Genomic DNA, 19,619 nt, shown 5'->3' on the forward strand with positions numbered 1-19,619 from the left:
ATGGTTTATTAGCGAATATTCCGCAGTCCTTCTTATGATTTTCTCTGTGCCTTCGTACCTCGGTTAGTATTTTTTTTCAAGCACATCAACAGCAAGCCAACCATCAGGAGACAAGCATGGAATTCGATTACTCGGATCGCTGTAAAGAATTGCAGGGTAAATTACTCAAGTTCATGGATGAGCATATCTATCCGAACGAAAAAGCCTACAAAGAAGAAATCGACCGTAACGGCCAGGAAAAAGGCAATCGCTGGATCGCGACCAAGATCATCGAGGATCTGAAGCCGAAAGCCCGCGCACAAGGTTTGTGGAATTTATTTTTGCCAAAATCGGTACGCGCGCCGGAAGGCTTATCGAATCTCGATTACGCTCCGCTGTGCGAAATCATGGGCCGCGTCAGCTGGGCGCCAGAGGTATTCAACTGCTCGGCACCCGATACCGGCAATATGGAAACGATAGAACGCTACGGCACCGAGGAACATAAAAAACAATGGCTGGAACCGCTGCTGCGCGGCGAAATCCGCTCTGCCTTTGCCATGACAGAACCGAATGTCGCCTCATCCGATGCCACCAATATCGAGACCCGGATTGACCGCGATGGCGACCACTATGTGATCAATGGCCATAAATGGTGGATCTCCGGTGCGGGCGACCCACGCTGCGCCGTCTATATTTTGATGGGCAAAACCGATGTCAACGCAGCACGCCATTCGCAACAATCGATGATTCTGGTCGACGCCAAAACGCCGGGGATTACCGTGGTACGTCCTCTGCCGGTATTCGGTTATGACGATGCGCCGCACGGTCATTGCGAGATTTTGTTTGAAAACGTGCGCGTCCCGGCCTCCAATTTGCTGCTGGGCGAAGGCCGCGGTTTTGAAATCGCCCAAGGCCGCCTCGGCCCTGGTCGCATTCATCACTGCATGCGCGCAATCGGCGTGGCAGAACGTGCGTTGGAACTCATGTGCAAACGCCTGAATAGCCGCGTCGCTTTCGGTAAAAAAGTATCCGAACAAAGCATCTGGCGCGAGCGTATTGCCGAGTCCCGCATCCAGATCGACACAGCGCGTTTGCTGACGCTCAAAGCCGCCTACATGATGGACACCGTCGGCAACAAGTTTGCACAGGCAGAAATCGCCATGATCAAAGTGCTGGCACCGAATGTCACGCAACAAGTGCTGGACTGGGCGATCCAGGCGCACGGTGCGGGCGGCGTTTCTGGCGACTTCCCGCTCGCAGCGCAATGGGCAGGCAACCGCACATTGCGTCTGGCCGATGGCCCCGATGAAGTGCATCGTAACGCGATCGCCAAATTGGAATTGGCAAAACATATCAGCCTGACCGAAGACCTGGGCTTGCCGGTTACCCGCTCTTAAATCATCGCTAGGACTTACGCAGAAACCGAAACCGCTCACCACAGAGACACAGAGAAAAACAAGAGAAACTCGTTCCCTGACACGTCGATATGAAAATGAACCCGCAAGCTGGACGGGCCTGTTGGCACGAAATGCCTTTAAAACCCGCATCCAGCCTGCGGATTCAATGTAAACGCCGGCAGGCAACTTACCGTTTTGCGTAAATCCTGATGTAAATAGCTAAGCAAAACGGCGAAGAATTTCTTCGCCGTTTTTTATTGCCGAATCATGGGTCAGTATTTAGTCAATATAGCGCCCATCAATGACTACCCGAGTGCCAATAAGTCGCCAACGTCGTCGCCAGCAATACCATCAGACAGCCCATCATTGCCCGCACAGAGGGTGTCTCATGCAACACGAAATACGCCAGTACAATCCCATATACAGGTTCCAACGAGGTCGTCAAACTCGCGAATCGGGTAGAGACATGTCGCAGGCTGAACATGAATAGTCCGTGCGACAAGGCAGTGAACACCACACCGAGCAACGCGAGTCCCCACCATACTTCCATTGCGACACCAGAAGCCGCGCCACTGAACAACACAAACGGCAACAAGCTCACACAGGCAACGCCATTCTGATAAAACGCCAGATTAAAAGCTGCCATATGCGATCCCTGCCAGCGATTTATCAGGGCCAATAAAGCAAAACTGAATCCCGACAGCACGCCCAATAACAAACCAGGCAAGGCAGCGCTTTCAGCGATCTGCTCCAGACGAGTATCGCTGACCATCACCACCATCCCAAGCATCACCGCCAAAGCCGCCAGCCAGTCACGAGCATGCCGCTTTTCTTTAAACAAGTAAGGCTCCAGCCAGGCCACAAACAAAGGAAAACTCGCGAATCCGATCAAACCATAAGCAACCGGTGCCACATTCAAGGATGCAAAAAAACTCAGCCAATGCAGCGCCAGCAAAACTCCGCATAAATACACGGCCTTAGGCATTCCACGCAAACGCAATTCGCGCCGCACCAGCAACACTGGCAACAAACTCAATGCAGCAAACAAGGTACGCCCAAATACCAGCAGCAAAGAACTTGCCGCCAGCACTTTGCCAACGACGCCGGCACTGCCGAACAGTAACACGGCGATATGCAGCGCAAGGATGGCTTGTAGAGATTTATTTTTCATCAGGACTAAAATCAAATAAGCCACAGTATAAAGTGACTGTTCGATCGGATCCCATCTTTGAGATCAATGAAAAATAATCACAGGATTGCCTTCGAAGATAAAAACACTGGACCGAACCGCTATTACCGGCATCTGACTAAGATGAATCTACTGATGTGCGGATCGCGATGGACCATGAATGGAACAATTTAAAATACGCTTGATTTTTTGTATTCCCACTTATTTCACCCAAGGATAAAGCAATGACATCGCTGAATTTCAAACTCGCGGATTTGAGTTTGCACCGGGATACCATCTTGACCATCAACAATGAATATATGTCCTGGGTGGCGTCTGGCATTGAGACGTCCTTTGGCATATCGGTAGCAAATTTACTTGGCATGTCTATTCCGGCTTACGTAGCAAGCGTGATTGACAAAGTCTGTAGCGACCAACCGCCTAGAGGTGCTTTTTATCTTGTGGAATTGAATGGAGAACTCGCAGGTATGGTGGGCCTGCGCTGGCTGCGCGACGGTGTGGCAGAAATCAAGCGCTTGTATGTGCGCCCGCCATTTCGCGGCAAGCAACTTGGAGAAGCGTTATTGCGTAAAGTACTCAATGATGCCAGGGCATTTGGCTACCAGCGCGTCTGTCTCGATACCGCCCCTTTCATGCTCTCCGCTCAACGTCTTTACAAGAGTTTTGGATTCAATGAATGCGCCCCCTATGTGGAAGCGGAAGTACCGGTGGCATTACACGCGACCTGGCACTTCATGGCACTCGATTTGAATCAAGTAGAGAACACACCTTTGTAAATGGCAATAGCTTAAATCGGCAAGAAACGGACGCACTTGGATTGAAAGAATTTTCTTCGCGCAGTCATTGAAGCTGAGTCAGAGCAGTTGGCGTAAGCGTGTGAGTTCGTTTGAGAATATCTTGCTCGTCGTCTTGCATACGTCCGCTCCTCTTATTTTTGATAATGATAGAGGAAATAAGCAGGAATTTTTCTTTGACAACAATGGAATTTTTGGTTTGGAGGGAGAATCGATGTTCTTTGCGAACGCCTTCAAGGGTGAATTGGTGACGGTAGTAATAAACGCCGTGACGGGATTGCTGGATTTTACACGCAAGTTTCATCGTAGCCTCTGAGTTAAGAGTACCACCTATGAATACCGTCATGTGCGAAACAAAAACAAAAAAGCCCTTGAAAAATCAAGGGCTTACTTATCTTTGGCGGAGAGGGGGGATTCTTCGCCAATAATCGTAAGTCCCTGATCTATTGAGTTTTATTTTTGTATTTTCACCTTATGACAGCAAAAAGGAGTGACCCCAATGAGTGACACCTGTCAATTATATTTGAAGATTTTAATTCTGCGGTGACTCAGTTCGAATCCGTTTTTAGTATTCGAATTGCTGATCGCAGCGATGTTAAATAGGCTGGGGAGGGGTAAATCCCGAACCCATCCAGTTACCTTTTCAAGCTATATGCCCGAAGCATTCGTACATGTCCAGGTTGTACCGTTGAAATCAAACTCGCATAAATCGCCACCCATTTCACAATCCCGCGCATATTTTTCGTAATCAATATAAGCACGTACCGATTCTGGCACGTCGTTTAAGTAGAATTCGTCAAATAGTTTTTCCGCTACATCCTTCAAATTACCCTCGGACAAATTCATGTCTTCCAACTTATCCAAAGCATTTTCCAAGCTGTAGCCTGAAACACTGAGCAAATAAAACAGAGCTGTTTTTTCTTGGTCACTCAGGTCAGCAACGTTGTCAAACCAGGAAGCCAAATTGCCTTGATTGATACCACAAGCTGAAAATAGCTCGCAGTCCTCACCATCAATAAACTGGATTTCAAACTCTTCTACAGGATTGCCAAAAGCGTCCAGCAGGTTTTCCGATTTCTCGGTGTATGACTCCAAGGTGTCAAAGTAAAAGCCAATTGCATCCAAGCTATAAGGCTGTGCGAAAAATGTGCTCATGGTGCTCTCTGCCTTCGTATCGTTTTTAGGCTGGTTGAGCCTGATTTGATTAAAGACTTGCTCTGTTTTTGCAGACTTCACAACTCGTTTATCTGCATCATTTTTGAGTCGTTTCGCCTAAGCCACGAATGGCATGGCTGGACAAGAAGCAATGCAAGCAATTTGTCAAAATCGCAGTCGTAACGAAGTGAGAACCGATTGCAGAAAATCCCGAAGGGGAATGCTTGTTTTGATACGCAGACATGCAAATCTTGGCGTTTTTAGCGAGACGGGGAAAAGGTGTTGCAGATTGAGATTGAGGTAAAAACAGAGATACCGTGAAATTGGCTTAGGGGGGCTGTAGATTTTATTGTTTAGATTTTGAATTAACTTGCACTGACCTAAACGGACTGGGCACGGTATTACTGATTACTTCGTTGAAGAGAATGATTTTTTTGTCCAAGTGTCCGAGTAGTACAAGTGCTTTTGCAACTCTTGTGAATTATTCCATTGCCGCTGTAAAAATTTTAAATAGTCAGGATTGAAAATAGATATCATCACAACAATTAATGCTAAAATAGCAATAATTCATGCCTCGTCATGATTGAACTTCAGTTTCAGTTAATACCCGGAAAAAATTATCAACCTTTTCGATGACTTTAAAATATAACTATGGCCAAAGATGATTTAGAACTCTTTCGTTTAAAAACTGAACTTGATATAGAAAAGTCGAAGAGTGAACTTGAGGAGTTCAAGTCTAAACTATTTGAACAGATTGCAAACGCGACCAACGAGTTTGGAAAACTTAAGACCGAGCTAGTTGAACAAGTCGCAAATGCGAAAGTTGATATTGGTAAGCATGCCATTGATGAGATGTCCAAGGCTTTCGGCTTTTTTCGCATCTCGATTCTTGTTGCGATTGGTTTGGTTTTAACGTTAGGAGGTCTTAGCTACATATCCGTTGACTCAACAGTTCGTAAGATTGTTGATGCAAAGCTCAACGATTGGTTATCTTTTGAAAAGAAAGGAGCCATATTAAAAGACTCCCTTGAGCAAGTTCGGATGAAAACAGCATTAGATTCACTAGTCATTCGGCTAGCAAGGAATAAAGCAGATGATCGTCCCAATTTTCAATTTGAAATTAGTGAATTAGAAAAAAACCGCCTAATCGCCTAAGCTACAGCACCTCGTATGTGCCGCCGGGTTCTACGGATTATCAAAGCTACTGTGCCAATGTCGCTACGGGACCAAGCATTGGCAACGTCATTCAGCCGGACAGTCAAAATGGTGTTGGCTCAAGCCCGGTTTTCGTCAATCTTGGAAACGGTCACTGCGACGTGACACAAGACATTGTGACCCATGAGTTTGGACATGCACTGGGTCTTGCGAATCACTTCAATGGATTTGGGATTGGGGATTCAATCTCTACGACATATTGGGATGTGCTGGCGACCTTGTATGGTAATCCGCAGTCAACTACTTCACAAAATCTAATTGTTCGTCGGGCTGCGAATTAACTGATTGAAGAAATTTCTTTGCTGGAGCTTCTTCAATCAGTTTAGAAAAATCGTCATGTATTTCATTGTTAGATACACGAGATTTTATTTGAACTGTCAATGTTTCCTTTCACCACACTCACGATTTTTTAAGCAATGGATGTGTGTAATTTAACGAATAGTTGAATGCAAAGTACTTGACCACATCTTTGAAAAATTCCTACAAAAAACCTCTTAATTGTTATTCTGGTGTTTACCTATACTGGCATAGGTTTTCTATGTCGGTCGTTTTGAGTAGTACTTCTGAAAGGAAATATCAAATGAAATTCAATTTAGTTGTATTCGCAATTGGCACTCTCATTGCAGGTGTGAGCTTTGCTCAAACTCCCGCTCCAGCGCCTGCTTCAACACCTGCCACCAAAATGCCGACGGTGGTGCAGGTAAGGTCTGGGTAAACTCAAAATCGAATACCTACCACTGTCCGGGCAGCAAATTTTATGGAGAAACAAAGGCTGGCGAGTATATGATATGTTTTCCCGCGCACAGACAGGATCTACTTTTGTTGTTCTACGATGGCACACTTTATTTCAAAGGATATGGTCTGTAAGCGATCACGCAATAAAGTTTGTTGATGAACTAAATAAACTTGGCGAAACATAATTTGTTTTGAGAGCGCTTGTATGAATTGAATGAGCGCCTTATGATTTTTTGCTTCCCCCATAAAAGACACTGTGCGACTAGTTTTATCTGGTTGAAACTCTAACAGCTCAATATCAGGATTCGAGGCATGTTCGATCGACTGAAACAATACATCCCATTCAAATTTCCGTTCAATTGCTAATTCTGTCCATTTTTTCTCTATTTCCTCTTCCTGCTTGTTCAATTTTGGTGGTTGCGTTTTTAAAATACCTAATTTGATTGAATTCGTTTTTTCTCTCACCGTTGTTGTACGGTTCGTCGTGTTGTACGCTTCCCCTGCAAGCCATCCTGCACAAAAAGTCAGGAGGATTGCTATTCCCCATAAACGCACTCCATAATGAAGTCGTGGCTGCAACAAATCAGATAGTTCTGTCCTCATCGGCACCATGCTCCATGAGGCAAATACTGTGTGGTTAAATTAGGAAAAGTTAATTGAATAAATTCAATAGGCGTATTACTTTTTTCTGGACGCGCACACCAATATAAAAGAGATTCTGTATCTGGCATGGATAATATTTGTCTTCGGAGTAGTCTTACACCTGATATATCCGCACTGTCGATAATTGGCTCTACATCATGTGCCTGAAGTCCATGGCGATCAAAACGCAATAAAGTCAACCGGCGATTTTCCGACAATATCAATACCGTTTTCTTCTTCTTGGTGTAGTGCTGATGTTCACAATATGCCGCGGCTGATACTGGCATAACAGAAATTAATTGATAGTTTTTTGAAACAACAATTTCTATCAATTTCTTTAACCAATCAGCGCGCAATGCATAAGCCATTCCGGTACCGCCATAAGTAGCAAACTCCGTATGTAAAATCCACTCCGCATTTAGTTTTATACCCTGCTTCTCAAACAAAATGCTTGAATAATTATGCAACTCATCGAGTTGCTGCAACGCGTCCTGCCAAGGAACAGGAATGAAAACGGCAAACTCATCTGAAACCGTCAAAACCAGACGCGCATTGCGAGCTAATTGGTTCTTTTTTGCGTCAAGCATGTCGGAGAACGCGCACAAAACATCGTCAGTATTACCGAAGTTTTCAGATGTAATAGCGTGAGAGGATTCGCCTGAGCTCGTTTGCAACCAGCAATGGTCCGGAAACAAGCCCACAAAAACAGGACTAGGCAACAAACGTAACACGATTGACCTCCTGTAATGTGCTATGCCCTTGTTTTACCAACTCTAAAGCGACGTCGCGTAGAAAGCGCGTTCCCTCTTTTCTTGCCTGTTCTTTTAATGTACGTATTGAGGCACGACTAATAATCATTTCTCGAATCTCGTCAGTCAATCTCAGCACTTCCGCAATGGCTTTTCGGCCTTTGTATCCGGTATTACGGCACTGGGCGCAACCTTTCCCTACATGAAACCGATAATTCTCAGGGTCTGTAATTCCTGATTCCTTCAGCATGTCAGGCGAGATCACTACGGGTTCATTACAGTATTGACAGTTCTGTCGCACCAGACGCTGTGCGACTACACCTGTGAGCGACGACACAAAGTTATAAGGATCGACCCCCATATGCATAAATCGTCCAATCACATCGAAGGTATTGTTGGCATGCACAGAAGTAAAAACCATATGTCCTGTCAAAGCAGACTGCACTGCAATCTGTGCGGTTTCTGAATCTCGTATTTCACCGACCAATATCTTGTCGGGATCATGTCTCAGAATAGAACGTAAGCCGACTGCAAAAGTAAGCCCTTTTTTTTCATTTACCGGAATCTGCAATACGCCAGGCAATTGATATTCGACAGGATCTTCAATCGTTATAAACTTATCCTCACCATGATTAATTTCCGTTAGCGCAGCATACAACGTCGTGGTTTTGCCACTACCTGTGGGACCAGTAACTAACATCATTCCATACGGTTCCGCCGCTAAGCGTCGCAACGACGTAATTGTTTGAGCGTCAAAGCCCAATGAGTCGAGCGTCAATCGTTGAACGCTGTCAATGAGTGCTTTTTTGTCCAAGATACGAAGAACGGCGTCTTCGCCATGAATGCTTGGCATAATTGATACACGAATATCAATATCGCGTCCCTTGGCTGCCACACGAAATCGCCCATCCTGAGGAATACGTTTTTCTGCGATATCTAACTCTGCGAGTACTTTAATCCGTGCAATTGCCTGTTCAGCCAATCCGACATTGTTCACAGAAGCAATATGATTTAATACGCCATCGATGCGAAATTTGACTACCAGTCCCTGCGGTAAGGATTCCAGATGAATGTCACTCGCCTCAAAACGTAACGCATCAAATACGGTAGAATTAATTAACCGCACTGCCGGACTTACTTCCCCCTGAATCGATGTCAAGCTCAGGTCGGTACTTGCATCTCTTGCTAGTTCAATTTGCTCATCTAGCCCCACTGCATCCGCCACAGCACTAAATTCAGCCTCATGAAATTCTAATTTTTGAAGAACTTGGAGTGGATCTGCCAGATAAATCGCATGAAATTGGATTTCCAGATGAGCAAGCCATGCGCCGGTATGAGGTTCTAATGGCAAGCCTAAGACAGCACAATAGCGTCCCTCCTTATCCAAGCCGATAAGCAAGGTTCGTGCGCTCATATTGGCATAGCCAACCAACTCAAAATCTGGCTGAATCGACCATCCATTCGTAAGATCAAGGAAAGGGTAACCGGCAAGTTCTGCGCTTTCCTCCAATGCAGCTTGTCTTGTCAGTCCGTGAGTATTGGCCAGAATGCTTAGCCAATCATGATGTGAGACCTCATCGGCTCTGGCATCTAAAATATGTTGGAGAGTTAACATTGGACAGAGAAAAAATTAGACTGCATTGGCTAAATCAAAAATAGGGGAATACAACATCAGCACGATTACTCCAACGATGAGACCAATGCCGACCATAAGTACCGGCTCAATAATGCGACCAGCTGCATCAATCCACATCGCAACCTCCTGGTCATAAAAATCAGCGATACGTTCCATCATTTCGTCCAGGTTTCCTGATGATTCTCCGGCTAAGAGTAAGCGCTGAGCAACTTCGGTACTAAGTTCACATTCACTCATTACTTTTGACATTGCGTGACCTTCACTCACAGCAATTGCTGCTGTATGAAGACGTCCTTTCATTGTGTCCGAGAGAGATGCCTCAGTCATTTTCATAGCGGTCAACACACTAACGCCACTATGCAGCAACATACTCAGCGTCCGATACAAGCGAGCTAATTGCAGAACCCATACACGCTCCCCAATCACCGGTATTTTAAGAATGGTGCGCGAGATCCAGGTGCGAATACCTGGATGAAAAATAATGGTCGTCAATACGAATACAACCATAACCAGGCCAGACCAAGCCCATAGGGAATGATGTCGAACAAAACCACCCCAAAGTTGTACAAAGCCCATTGACGTCTGATTTGGCGAAGAGACATCCTCAAATACGATACTGAATCGCGGTACCACATAGAAGAGTAAGAACGAAATAACCAGAAAACCGACACTGAGTAGTATGAGCGGATAAGTCATCGCTGCTTTTAACTTTGCGCGAATTCCATCCACCTGATACTGGTATTGCATAAACCGTTTTATCGATGCTCGAACTGTCCCCGTAGTTTCGCTAGAGCGCACCATGGCAACATAGAGCTGAGGGAAAACGGAAGGCAAGCCTGCCATAGCATCTGAGAGCTGATGACCTTGCCGCAAACTCAGTAATAAAGCGTCATAAATACCCCGATGCTTTCCTCGTTTATCATTTAATCCCAACACTTGTATTGCATCCACAATTGGCTGCCCCGCATCCAGTAGCGAGTAAAGCTGCTGGTTAAAGACAGTTAAGTTGAAGGACGCTGAGTCGGCGGTTTGATTCCAACGTCCACGCAATTGCTTCAGACTTAAAAGACGAACGCCTGACGACTCAACAAAATGTCGAGCCTCCGTTTCGCTGCCAGAGTCGAACTCAATTTCCTCGATGGTGGACGCGACCGTCATTACTTTGGCCTGATAACGCATAGAGAGCTTGGATTAGTTCCAGCTTGTGACGTCGCTGTCTTCGTCGGCACCGCCTGGCTGACCGTCTTTGCCATAGGAGATGATTTCAAATTCATGTGTTGGATCACTGCCCGGTGACGTGTACAGATAAGCTTTACCCCAAGGATCTTGTGGTATCGCCTTCTTCAAATAAGGCCCCTTCCAAAGTCCCTCACCCGCTGGACCTGCGACCAAAGCATTTAAGCCTTGTGCTGTCGTGGGGAAATGACCAACGTCAATACGATATTGCTCTAGTGCCTTATCAAAAGCATCAACTTGCGCCTTAGCCGTCTGTGTCCTTGATTTACCGATTTGTCCAAAATATTTCGGACCAACGTAACTGGCTAACAAGCCGATAATCACAACCACGACTAATAATTCAAGCAGCGTAAAGCCATTTTGTTTTGTTTTCATTTTCTATCCTCAGGGCGACAAGCCCTCAATCAGGTTGATACACAAATTTCCAGTCTTGATACGTTTTAGCACCAGCAAAACCGACAAGCTGTTCTGCAAAGCCATCGGTTTTAATCGGCTGTTGCATAGAAGTGGAATACACTCCCATGATTCCGCCTTGTGGAGACATCAGCAAGAATAAAGTTTCACCCGTCATAGGATCAGCAAAGGTTTTACGTAAGTGTCGTGTTACCTTACTAGTCCGCTGATCCAACAAAAGTGCATCAATATTTGGCGGGTAGCTAGAGTCCGAACCAGGTGCATTCCGGTAATAATCACGAATTGCATCCCGATAAGCCTGACCAACATAGAGCAAATCGTCTTCTTTACGCCGCCGCTCATTAGTCGCCATATTACTTTGTGCTTTGAGTGACAAAATAGCCGTCACTGCCACAAAAAATAACGCCACCAGATAACTAAAACCTGCTTGTTGCCGAGCCCTATTGATGTGTACGAATACCTTACTCATGAATCACCAATCTTTATACCAAGTTCCATCTCGCGCCTTATTTGGCGCACTGCTATGCACGTCATAGACGACACCAAGAGACGGGTCTGTTGGTGTTTGAATTACCCAACTATGCGTACTTTGCGTTAAAGGATCCATTGGAACACTGCGTAGATACTTTGCCGTCACCAAGTCCTCAAGCACTGCTGGATATTTATTTTTATCCGAATAATATTTATCAATCGCGTCGCGAATTGCGTATAAGTCCTCACGTAACACGGCCTCTTTTGCTCTATCAACATTAGTAAAATATTTTGGCGCAGCTAATGACAAAATCGTTGCGACGATCGCCAATGCGACTAATAGTTCAATTAAGGTAAATCCTCTTGGTCGCATCTTCACCAGTCCCGATATGCCAAGCCGTTCAATCCATTTCCAACAGCCAGAGAATAAACGTCATACACGTCTTTTCCGGGTTGGGGATTCTCTGCAGACGACGCAAAACTGCGTTTCCCCCAGGTATCCACCGCGCTAATCGCCATATCGGAGACAAAGGGATCACGTGGCACTCTACGCAAAAAATATAGGCGAGTGCCAGGATGTGTCATATCGTCCACTCCAGAGGCCAGCTCAATCAAACTAGGGGGATATCCGCTATCCCCTGGTACTGTCGCAATTTTTCCACTGGCGACCGCCTGTCTATAAGCATCAATCCCTTGTCGAATTTGACGCAGTGCTAGCCTCAATTCTGTTTCCTTTTGTCTTTGCATCGTAGTCTCAGCTAAAGGCATCGCCACCGTTGCCAACAACGCCATAATGGCAACAGACACCAGTAACTCGACGTAACTAAAACCGGCGATGCCAATCTTGAATCGAGAATGTCGCGCGTATTCAACCATCATTAAGGCGTAACGATCAATTTATAAACCAGAGGCAAAACAGGTTTCGTGATGGCCTGCCCGCTTCCTACCGGCGTCATATTAATCAAACTGATCTGAGCATCAGGGTTGGCAACTAATGCTCGCAATTCCAGATTTAATAATTGGCCATTACCTTTGACGCCTGCTCCATCATTACTTGAGGTACCGATGGATATCCGGCCACTTGGTTTATCCGTCACCTGGTTAAAGCTTCCTTTGCCGTTTTTATTAAAATAATTACCTTCTTTGATGGACACAATCTCAAACTGACTAAGATCCAGTTGCAGTTGCATTGGTGTGGCACGTAAAAGGCTTTGACTATTCATCAATAATTCAACGTTAATCACCTCCCCAGCTTTCGCTTGAGACGGTCCCTTCCATTGCAACTTAATCGGACTTACCTCCGCAGCCTGCGTATCACTTACTGCAACAGGAGACGCTAAAACGCCACCGGAGAAAGGCGCTGCATTGCCATTTTCGATGGTACGCAACTGTAAAGGTTTCGTACGTAAAGTTGATTCAGTACCCGACCAAAAAGATTCGGACGAAGGATCTTTACGTCGAATATTTCTGACTAGATGTGGCGTAATTGACATCACGATCTCTGTTTTTTGCCGATTATCGTTTTGGCTGGAAAACAGTCGACCTAATACAGGCAAATCACCAAGGAGGGGAATGCCGTTTGCGGCAGAACGTGACTCATCGCTAATGAGGCCCGCGAGAAGTTGTGTCTCACCATCTCGCAAGCGTAAGGCGCTGGTAAAATTTCTGGTGCCGATTTGGTATGCCTGAGATCCGTTGTTGGTTTTGACGACAGATACCAAGGAACTTACTTCCAGAGCGATTTTCAAATCAATATCGTCCCGCAAACGGATATTCGGTTCTACTTCGAGTTTCAATCCCACATCCAGATATTGAATATTCTCAGCAACAAATCCATTGGGAGTACTAGTCGTCGTCACGACTGGTACCTTGTCACCGATCATGACTCTCGCCTTTTCTTTATCACGGACACGAATCCGGGGATTCGCAAGTAAATTCGCGTCACCATCCGTTTTTTGCAAATTGACCGTGGCACTTGGCAGCGTAATCCCTAGCAGATCTGAATTGAGATGTTTAAGGTCACTCAGTTTGTAAGTTGGCAAAGGTGTGCTATTGGTACCAGTCCCTGTGATGGGGCCAGTACTGGATTGAGTGGAATTTGATAAAGGAGCAATCGTGAACTGATTGGTGAATTGAATTCCAAGATTAAGAAGTCGAGAGCGATTAATTTCTAATACCTCGACTTCCAACATCACCTCAGGCTCTTCCATGTCTTGTAAAGCGATGAGCTTTTCTGCGAGTTCAATCATTTCTGGATTGTCACGCAAAACCAGCATATTGATTTTGTCATCAACATAAACATCCTTCGTTTTCAGTACGGCCTTCAGCATGTTAGCGGCTTGTTTCGCTTCTACATTGCTTAAGTAAAAAGCCTTCACCACCAAGTCTTGATATTCCCTGATTTTATTTGGTGTATTTGGATAGACCAGAACACTATTGGCATTCAAGATTTTTTTATCTAACTGGTTAGTCGTCAGAATGACGTCAATGGCGTCTTCCAGCGTGGTTTGTTTTAGATAAACGGTGGTACGCTGATCGGTTTTTACATCCCGATCAAAAATAAAATTAATCCCAGTCGTACGTGACAACGCCTCAAAAACCATCTTGACGCTGGCATCACGAAATTCAAGGTTAATCGGCTTTTTGTACAAGGCCCCAAAACTAGGAACGACCAACACGTCCTTTGATTTAATCGCCTCAATCTCTTGCCTGATCAACTGTGCTTGAGCCTGATTAGGGACAACCTCTAATGCCCGCCCAGTCAATTGCCAGGCTTGTGCCACCTCCCCGCGCAATAGTGCTTTACGCGCCTCGTCAACGTCTTGATTTACACGACCTCTGCGAACGATCAAATCCAAGCCACGTTTAGCGCGTTCATTCTCACGATCATAGCGAAGTATTCGTTTGTAGTATTGACCTGCTTCTCCATCATGGGATTCAGACAACGCCTTGTCAGCCTGCATCAATAAGGCAGCAGTCGCCTTTTCTCGATTCTGCAACCAGTCTTTTTTGTATTCAACATCCTGCGGAGACAATTCCACAGCTTGCTGAAGCTCCAATACGCCCTCTTCGAAATTACCATGTTCGATCGCCTGCATACCTGAACGATGATGGGTATGGGCTGCGCAGCCAGCCAAGCTGACTAACATCAGGAGAAGGAAGGCACGATAAAGTTTGTAATGCATTCGTAAAAACAACATGGGTTCAGTTACTCGTAACAGTTAAGGTCAACTCTTGCTTTTCACCAGTTGGGATATGCTCAAATTCGACACGATTGAGATCGATCTGCAAAACCTTATAAATACCGTCCAAGGTTTCTCCGCCATGTATCGCTAAGGACTGGTCTCCCCGTCCAAGATAAATAATTTGCTGGTCACCGTCATTCATTCGACCAATAAACCTAAACGGCAATGGGGGCGGTTCGACAGGAGTCGGCGGTGCAACCGGAGTATTACTGCTCACTACAGCGGGCGCAGAAACTGACGGTGGTGGTGCTTGCCATCCTCTTGGCGCGAACGGATCGGAGCCTTCCTCAGAGTCGTCAGCGGTCACCGCAGGCACTTGAGGAAACGCTACAGTTTTTACGTGCTCAACTCGGAGTCTGGTTGCTACCGGCTCTGCTACATCACCCGGCTCTTCTACGGGATACCAGATAGCAAGTAGAGTAAGCGCGAGTGCACCAAGCAATACGATCCAACGCAAAGCTAATTGGCTAGCCATGCACAGACTTTCTGTAAAAAGCAGAAAATCCCAAATCGCAATTTAAGACGACTGACGCAATACCTGCTCTTGAGCAGCTAATCGAATCCAATGACATATTCGCTCCATCCAAGCCAAATCGCTGTACAAATTTTTTTATCAGCGAATAGCTGGCCGTAGCAGAGAGCGTCACCCGATAACGGATATACGGAAACGTCGTATTTTCTTCTAAGGAGTAAGAAATTTCATCGACGGGCAATTTGGTTTCGTCTGCAACTTGATGCAAGGACTCTACCAAAAAAGAGCTATCAAATTCGGGGAGTGCTTCTTGATGCGACTTAGATAGTGCAGGCGGATCACGTTTGATATTTTTCGACGCAGTCAACACCAATGCAAGATCACTCTCCGCAACTTGCAGAGCATGCCATTGTTGTATGGCAACGATCAACGCAAAGACAAAAACAAGTGCAGCAATACAAAAAAAGACGACGAAACGCGGGCGCGTTCTCAGGAGGCGACGAATATGGAATTGACTGAAACGAAATAAATGTGCCGCCATAACAAAAAACATTCAACAAACAGGCTACCGCTAGCGGACACACGATGTTCCAGTTGAATACTCAACTCCTATTGGAAATAGATAATGATGAATAATTTGCAATATTGCATCATCAAAAACAATTCGTCAATAACAATAAAAGATTCTGTATCAATTCAGCTCAATATTGTTAGTGAAGGCAATGTTCGTAAATATCATTCTCGAGCTGGGAGTTATCTGGGGGGTCGTAGCTGGTGGTTTGCAGGGCTTGGCCGCCGACCTGGCTGGTGCTGAGCCGGTTGAGGCTGTCGTAGCTGAAACTGCTTGTATGCGCAAATTACTCTCTTTGACCTTTGCGATCCTCAAGTCTAAAACACATTTTAATGCAGAATTCGCTTGATCTTCAAGACAGTATCTACTTGGTACGCACGCTACGCTTGCTGTTCGACCACATCAACACTTACATAATTTTACGCCGATGGAGGTGTGGGTTGGCGTAAATCCCGTCAAGGAAAAGCCGAATAGGATATTTCGTTTTAGCGGTTGGGGTGGGATGCTTAAAGGGTTTTATATGCTGCGTTAGCGTTTTATTCGCTGCTTAACATTCCTGTTTTAATCGAGAATTTAACTGTTCAGAAGTAAACACGTTGCATGGAAAATATTTGCCTAAAATTTAGGCGGCGAGAAAAAATGTCGCTGAGATTTATTTAATATTGGTGCAGGGCAGATTCGTTTCCTTCTGCAATCCTGCACCTTTTTCCAAAAAATGGTCTGGGTGCAGGATGTTTTAGCTGTTGCAAACGAGTGGACAGGGCAGCGCGACAGATAAAGCCAATTACCCTTTACACCTTACCGCACAACAGCGTCAAGAATTTGCCGCGCATCGTGTTCAATAGTGGCAGGAATGGATTTATTGTCCAATGCATTTTGAATTATATGAATAGCCCGTTGCGCTTCAATTGGGCAATTACTCCAATCTTCATGTGTGAGTATTTTCAACGCAGAAATAAGTTGCCCCTCATAATCGTCACCAGCAAGAACATCAGCTTTAAGGTACATAATCCCAACCGGTAATACATGAGTAACAAAAAGTCGTTGACGAAGAGCCTTACATATATCATCAAGCTCCATTTTTTCAATTGGAATTTCTCGAATACTCATATACCAGCTCATAAATGATGATTGTTGTTTATCAATAAGTTCAGCGTCCAATGTCGTTTCAAGGTCAGCAAATTTCATTTTCAAAATCCCGCCCCGCGAAATGCGGTGTCAATTCGATTTAATAAGTTTAGCGCGTTATTGCGCGCCGCTATTGCCTCAGGATTATTTACACCTTTCAGAGTTTCTGCGTGATTGGTAAGTCCACGCTGCACATCCTGAACTTCCTGCAAATGATTCCAAGTTCCACCACCAGGCTTCGAAACAGGATTACCTTGCATGTCTTTAATTGCACCTTCGATGTCATGATCTTTAAAATTATTTATTATTTTATCGATCTTATTGACTGCTTTCTGTTCACCCTGAGTTAGCTTATCTTTCCCCTTGTTTTTATCTTCGCCATCCGGTGGCGGACTGGCCGTTGCACTGTTTGTAGTACCTTTAAGCGCATCACTAGCATTTTTCCCAGCATCCGCATTGGAAGCCGCCGCAGCGATGGCTGCTGCATTGATCGCTGCTATTTGAACATCTTCGTCATTATCCTGGAATTGATTTCCAGCGGTGATGACTGTCCCTAATACAACAAAGGCTCTGGCTGCAGTGGGAACAATAAAACGGACGGTACTCTTAGCCACACTACGACCCGCCGCTTGCGCATTCATCGTCTGTTGCAGCGCTGTATTGCGCATTTGCTCTAATACGCGGGTAACAGATGGGCCCACAAAATCGAACAGCCTATGTCCAATGATCTCAACCGTTTCAAACCCAGTCGGATCCGTCAAATTCGTCGGGTTATTCAACACATAGCTATAGCGATTATAGTTCTGTCCGTTGATCGGGTCTTGGATTAATGGGTCGCCACTGAGGAAACGTGCCGTGATCGGGTCGTAGATCCGGCCGTTCATGTGGACCAGGTCGACCTGGTCGAGCATTTCATGCCCGGTGTAGCCTTTGTTGTCGAGGTGGCTGGTGCTGTTGTCCAACGGGGCGCTGCCGTCGAGGGTTCTTCTTCTGCCCCAGGCGTCGTAGGCGAGTTTTTCACTGAGGCTGCCGTCGCTGCCGCTGAGGGCGATCGGGCTGCCTAGCCGGTCTTTGTGGTGCCAGTAGAGCTCGCTGTTGCTGGCGCCGGGTTTGTCGATCTCGACACCGATGCCGCCGGGCCAGTAGGTTTTGATGGTGGTGCCGCCTTTGGTGTCGATTTCCTGGGCGCCGGCGTAGATGAGGCTGCTGCCGTCATTGCGGTCTTGGCGGACCCGCTGGTGTTCGGGGCCGTAGACGAAGTTGTCGGTGATGGTGCCGCGCTGGATTTGCACTGGCATGTCGTAGCTGGTCCAGGTGAGATTACGTCCTGCGCCGGTCTTGAGGTTGCCGTTGTTGTCGTAGGTGAAGCTGCCTTGGCTGCTGGTGCTTTGGACGGCGTGGGGGCGGATGGCGCTGCTGCCTTGGCTTGGGTAGGTGTAGCTGCCGATGCCGGTTTTGCTGCTGAGGTTGCCGGCGGGGTCGTAGCTGGTGGTTTGCAGGGCTTGGCCGCCGACCTGGCTGGTGCTGAGCCGGTTGAGGCTGTCGTAGCTGAAGCCTTCGTTGAAGCTGCCGCTGTCCCAGTATTGGGCACGTTGGGTGACGTTGCCGAGGGGGTCGTACTGGTAGCTTTCTTGCAGACGCGGGGTGCCGTTGCTGTGGACGGTGCCGCTGTCTAGTCGTCCGGTGTTGACGTTGTAGCTGCGCAGGTCAAACAGGCCGTTGCCGAGCAAGGCGCTGGTGGGTCTTTGTGCGGCGTCCTGGGTGGTGACTTGCCAGAGGATGAGTGCGCCCCGCTCGGTTCTGGCGAGATAGCCGGTGTTGTTGTAGCGGGTGTCGTAGACTTTGGCGCTGTCGCTGCCACGTTGGTAGGTGGTGCGGATCAGTCGGCCCCACAGGTCGTAGTCGGGGGTCTGGCTGTAGACCTGGCTATTGATGAGCTGGCTGCTGCGCGACGGACGGCCGAGACTGTCGTAGGTGTGCAGGCGGCTGTAGTCTTTGGCGCTGCCGGTGAGTGTGTAGGCTTCGGCGAGTTGGCCTATGCCCTTGGCGGCGGTGTCGTAGGTCCAGCGGCTTTCCAGGTCGCTTTCATGACGGGCGGTCATGCGGTCGATGGCGTCAAATTCGATACGGGTGAATTTGCCGAGGGCGCGTTGGTTCGGGCTGGTTTGTTTCCAGGTGCGGCCAACCGGGTCTACGTCGTAATGCGTCCATCCGAGATCGGGGTCGCGCAGGTCGGTCTTGCGGCCGAGTGCGTCGTACGTGACGGTGATGAGGTTGCCATTCGGGTCGATAGTGCTGGCGAGGTTGCCGAACGGGTCGTAACCAAAATTGTTGTTACCTCCATGGGCGTCGATGACGTTGATGACACGGCCTAGTTAAATGGTGCGCATGGCGCACCTACTTGGTACGCACGCTACGCTTGCTGACCAGCTTGTTTGTGTGCCGGAGCCGTGATGGTGGGGCAGGGTTGGCGCTAGCCTAGCGCAGTGTTTGCCCCGTGCGCCATCTCCATTTCTTTGCACGGCTTGCAGATGCAGTGACAGGCGGTTTACGTGGCGTGTCCGGCGTGGCTTTTTTTCTTGATAAATGCT

General features: G+C 46.8%; 22 protein-coding genes. 6 read left to right on the forward strand and 16 right to left on the reverse strand.

Features of this window, described 5'->3' with window-relative positions; genetic code table 11:
* Positions 1-116: 116 nt before the first annotated feature.
* Entirely contained in the window at positions 117-1,376 is a 1,260-nt protein-coding gene (locus LPB67_RS07750) for an acyl-CoA dehydrogenase family protein (protein ID WP_262836546.1), read from the forward strand.
* A gap of 298 nt (positions 1,377-1,674) precedes the next feature.
* On the opposite strand, the gene LPB67_RS07755 is transcribed toward LPB67_RS07750, so the two are convergent.
* Positions 1,675-2,547 carry a DMT family transporter gene (locus LPB67_RS07755; RefSeq protein WP_262836547.1) on the reverse strand — a complete coding sequence of 291 codons (873 nt, stop codon included), beginning with the start codon at positions 2,545-2,547 and terminating at the stop codon, positions 1,675-1,677.
* 242 nt (positions 2,548-2,789) lie between these two features.
* On the opposite strand from LPB67_RS07755, the gene LPB67_RS07760 reads away from it, so the two are divergent.
* On the forward strand, positions 2,790-3,341 hold the full coding sequence (locus LPB67_RS07760; RefSeq protein ID WP_262836548.1) for a GNAT family N-acetyltransferase: 552 nt from the start codon (positions 2,790-2,792) through the stop codon (positions 3,339-3,341).
* Between the two features lie 64 nt (positions 3,342-3,405).
* Here the strand turns inward: LPB67_RS07760 and LPB67_RS07765 are convergent, their stop codons facing one another.
* Together LPB67_RS07765 and LPB67_RS07770 are read right to left on the reverse strand one after the other, a co-directional pair.
* The gene (locus LPB67_RS07765) at positions 3,406-3,663 is read right to left on the reverse strand and encodes a hypothetical protein (RefSeq protein ID WP_262836549.1); all 258 of its coding nucleotides are present in this window, start codon (positions 3,661-3,663) and stop codon (positions 3,406-3,408) included.
* Between the two features lie 344 nt (positions 3,664-4,007).
* Positions 4,008-4,514, reverse strand: coding sequence for an antirestriction protein ArdA (locus LPB67_RS07770; RefSeq protein ID WP_262836550.1), 507 nt, complete (start codon positions 4,512-4,514; stop codon positions 4,008-4,010).
* A 651-nt stretch (positions 4,515-5,165) separates the two neighbouring features.
* On the opposite strand from LPB67_RS07770, the gene LPB67_RS07775 reads away from it, so the two are divergent.
* Both LPB67_RS07775 and LPB67_RS07780 read left to right on the forward strand, forming a co-directional pair.
* Positions 5,166-5,669: a hypothetical protein gene (locus LPB67_RS07775; RefSeq protein WP_262836551.1), complete on the forward strand. Its 504-nt coding sequence runs from the start codon at positions 5,166-5,168 to the stop codon at positions 5,667-5,669.
* Between the two features lie 640 nt (positions 5,670-6,309).
* Positions 6,310-6,444 (forward strand): hypothetical protein, encoded by a 135-nt coding sequence (locus LPB67_RS07780; RefSeq protein WP_262836552.1) that lies wholly within the window; start codon positions 6,310-6,312, stop codon positions 6,442-6,444.
* Positions 6,445-6,542: 98 nt separating this feature from the next.
* Here LPB67_RS07780 and LPB67_RS07785 read toward each other — a convergent pair whose 3' ends face one another.
* The 11 genes from LPB67_RS07785 to LPB67_RS07835 are packed head-to-tail and all read right to left on the reverse strand — an operon-like array spanning position 6,543 to position 15,882.
* Positions 6,543-7,067 carry a PilN domain-containing protein gene (locus LPB67_RS07785; RefSeq protein ID WP_262836554.1) on the reverse strand — a complete coding sequence of 175 codons (525 nt, stop codon included), beginning with the start codon at positions 7,065-7,067 and terminating at the stop codon, positions 6,543-6,545.
* A complete protein-coding gene (locus tag LPB67_RS07790; RefSeq protein ID WP_262836555.1) occupies positions 7,064-7,837 on the reverse strand; it encodes a hypothetical protein in 774 nt (257 codons plus the stop codon). The genes LPB67_RS07785 and LPB67_RS07790 overlap by 4 nt, the downstream gene beginning before the upstream one ends.
* The gene (locus tag LPB67_RS07795; protein WP_262836556.1) at positions 7,818-9,470 is read right to left on the reverse strand and encodes a GspE/PulE family protein; all 1,653 of its coding nucleotides are present in this window, start codon (positions 9,468-9,470) and stop codon (positions 7,818-7,820) included. The genes LPB67_RS07790 and LPB67_RS07795 overlap by 20 nt, the downstream gene beginning before the upstream one ends.
* Before the next feature lie 15 nt (positions 9,471-9,485).
* On the reverse strand, positions 9,486-10,670 hold the full coding sequence (locus LPB67_RS07800; protein ID WP_262836557.1) for a type II secretion system F family protein: 1,185 nt from the start codon (positions 10,668-10,670) through the stop codon (positions 9,486-9,488).
* 12 nt (positions 10,671-10,682) lie between these two features.
* A complete protein-coding gene (gene gspG / locus LPB67_RS07805) occupies positions 10,683-11,102 on the reverse strand; it encodes a type II secretion system major pseudopilin GspG (protein WP_262836558.1) in 420 nt (139 codons plus the stop codon).
* A 25-nt stretch (positions 11,103-11,127) separates the two neighbouring features.
* On the reverse strand, positions 11,128-11,610 hold the full coding sequence (locus LPB67_RS07810; RefSeq protein ID WP_262836559.1) for a type II secretion system protein: 483 nt from the start codon (positions 11,608-11,610) through the stop codon (positions 11,128-11,130).
* Between the two features lie 3 nt (positions 11,611-11,613).
* Positions 11,614-11,985 (reverse strand): type II secretion system protein, encoded by a 372-nt coding sequence (locus LPB67_RS07815; RefSeq protein WP_262836560.1) that lies wholly within the window; start codon positions 11,983-11,985, stop codon positions 11,614-11,616.
* 2 nt (positions 11,986-11,987) lie between these two features.
* Positions 11,988-12,488: a type II secretion system protein gene (locus LPB67_RS07820; protein ID WP_262836561.1), complete on the reverse strand. Its 501-nt coding sequence runs from the start codon at positions 12,486-12,488 to the stop codon at positions 11,988-11,990.
* A 2-nt stretch (positions 12,489-12,490) separates the two neighbouring features.
* A complete protein-coding gene (locus LPB67_RS07825; protein WP_262836562.1) occupies positions 12,491-14,812 on the reverse strand; it encodes a secretin N-terminal domain-containing protein in 2,322 nt (773 codons plus the stop codon).
* Between the two features lie 4 nt (positions 14,813-14,816).
* A complete protein-coding gene (locus tag LPB67_RS07830) occupies positions 14,817-15,332 on the reverse strand; it encodes a hypothetical protein (protein ID WP_262836563.1) in 516 nt (171 codons plus the stop codon).
* On the reverse strand, positions 15,325-15,882 hold the full coding sequence (locus tag LPB67_RS07835; RefSeq protein WP_262836565.1) for a hypothetical protein: 558 nt from the start codon (positions 15,880-15,882) through the stop codon (positions 15,325-15,327). The genes LPB67_RS07830 and LPB67_RS07835 overlap by 8 nt, the downstream gene beginning before the upstream one ends.
* Positions 15,883-16,051: 169 nt before the next feature.
* Here LPB67_RS07835 and LPB67_RS07840 point away from each other — a divergent pair, with 169 nt between their 5' ends.
* Positions 16,052-16,249 (forward strand): hypothetical protein, encoded by a 198-nt coding sequence (locus LPB67_RS07840; protein WP_262836566.1) that lies wholly within the window; start codon positions 16,052-16,054, stop codon positions 16,247-16,249.
* A gap of 449 nt (positions 16,250-16,698) precedes the next feature.
* Here the strand turns inward: LPB67_RS07840 and LPB67_RS07845 are convergent, their stop codons facing one another.
* Positions 16,699-17,088, reverse strand: a complete 390-nt coding sequence (locus tag LPB67_RS07845; RefSeq protein WP_262836567.1) for a contact-dependent growth inhibition system immunity protein — start codon at positions 17,086-17,088, stop codon at positions 16,699-16,701.
* Positions 17,089-17,090: 2 nt separating this feature from the next.
* Positions 17,091-19,130, reverse strand: a complete 2,040-nt coding sequence (locus LPB67_RS07850; RefSeq protein ID WP_262836568.1) for an RHS repeat-associated core domain-containing protein — start codon at positions 19,128-19,130, stop codon at positions 17,091-17,093.
* On the opposite strand from LPB67_RS07850, the gene LPB67_RS07855 reads away from it, so the two are divergent.
* The gene (locus LPB67_RS07855; protein ID WP_262836569.1) at positions 19,059-19,403 is read left to right on the forward strand and encodes a hypothetical protein; all 345 of its coding nucleotides are present in this window, start codon (positions 19,059-19,061) and stop codon (positions 19,401-19,403) included. The genes LPB67_RS07850 and LPB67_RS07855 overlap by 72 nt on opposite strands.
* Positions 19,404-19,619 lie beyond the last annotated feature (216 nt).

Origin of the sequence: Undibacterium sp. Jales W-56, assembly GCF_025548535.1 — a bacterium.
Taxonomy (GTDB): domain Bacteria; phylum Pseudomonadota; class Gammaproteobacteria; order Burkholderiales; family Burkholderiaceae_D; genus Undibacterium.

Bases quoted from the DNA above. Each gene is read 5' to 3' on its own strand.
- LPB67_RS07785 (WP_262836554.1), bottom strand. From the start codon at position 7,067: ATGAGGACAGAACTATCTGATTTGTTGCAGCCACGACTTCATTATGGA.
- LPB67_RS07770 (WP_262836550.1), bottom strand. From the start codon at position 4,514: ATGAGCACATTTTTCGCACAGCCTTATAGCTTGGATGCAATTGGCTTT.
- LPB67_RS07780 (WP_262836552.1), top strand. From the start codon at position 6,310: ATGAAATTCAATTTAGTTGTATTCGCAATTGGCACTCTCATTGCAGGT.
- LPB67_RS07830 (WP_262836563.1), bottom strand. From the start codon at position 15,332: ATGGCTAGCCAATTAGCTTTGCGTTGGATCGTATTGCTTGGTGCACTC.
- LPB67_RS07845 (WP_262836567.1), bottom strand. From the start codon at position 17,088: ATGAAATTTGCTGACCTTGAAACGACATTGGACGCTGAACTTATTGAT.
- LPB67_RS07765 (WP_262836549.1), bottom strand. From the start codon at position 3,663: ATGAAACTTGCGTGTAAAATCCAGCAATCCCGTCACGGCGTTTATTAC.
- LPB67_RS07755 (WP_262836547.1), bottom strand. From the start codon at position 2,547: ATGAAAAATAAATCTCTACAAGCCATCCTTGCGCTGCATATCGCCGTG.
- LPB67_RS07750 (WP_262836546.1), top strand. From the start codon at position 117: ATGGAATTCGATTACTCGGATCGCTGTAAAGAATTGCAGGGTAAATTA.
- LPB67_RS07815 (WP_262836560.1), bottom strand. From the start codon at position 11,985: ATGCGACCAAGAGGATTTACCTTAATTGAACTATTAGTCGCATTGGCG.
- LPB67_RS07840 (WP_262836566.1), top strand. From the start codon at position 16,052: ATGTTCGTAAATATCATTCTCGAGCTGGGAGTTATCTGGGGGGTCGTA.
- gspG (WP_262836558.1), bottom strand. From the start codon at position 11,102: ATGAAAACAAAACAAAATGGCTTTACGCTGCTTGAATTATTAGTCGTG.
- LPB67_RS07825 (WP_262836562.1), bottom strand. From the start codon at position 14,812: ATGTTGTTTTTACGAATGCATTACAAACTTTATCGTGCCTTCCTTCTC.
- LPB67_RS07800 (WP_262836557.1), bottom strand. From the start codon at position 10,670: ATGCGTTATCAGGCCAAAGTAATGACGGTCGCGTCCACCATCGAGGAA.
- LPB67_RS07795 (WP_262836556.1), bottom strand. From the start codon at position 9,470: ATGTTAACTCTCCAACATATTTTAGATGCCAGAGCCGATGAGGTCTCA.
- LPB67_RS07820 (WP_262836561.1), bottom strand. From the start codon at position 12,488: ATGGTTGAATACGCGCGACATTCTCGATTCAAGATTGGCATCGCCGGT.
- LPB67_RS07835 (WP_262836565.1), bottom strand. From the start codon at position 15,882: ATGTTTTTTGTTATGGCGGCACATTTATTTCGTTTCAGTCAATTCCAT.
- LPB67_RS07810 (WP_262836559.1), bottom strand. From the start codon at position 11,610: ATGAGTAAGGTATTCGTACACATCAATAGGGCTCGGCAACAAGCAGGT.
- LPB67_RS07850 (WP_262836568.1), bottom strand. From the start codon at position 19,130: ATGACCGCCCGTCATGAAAGCGACCTGGAAAGCCGCTGGACCTACGAC.
- LPB67_RS07760 (WP_262836548.1), top strand. From the start codon at position 2,790: ATGACATCGCTGAATTTCAAACTCGCGGATTTGAGTTTGCACCGGGAT.
- LPB67_RS07775 (WP_262836551.1), top strand. From the start codon at position 5,166: ATGGCCAAAGATGATTTAGAACTCTTTCGTTTAAAAACTGAACTTGAT.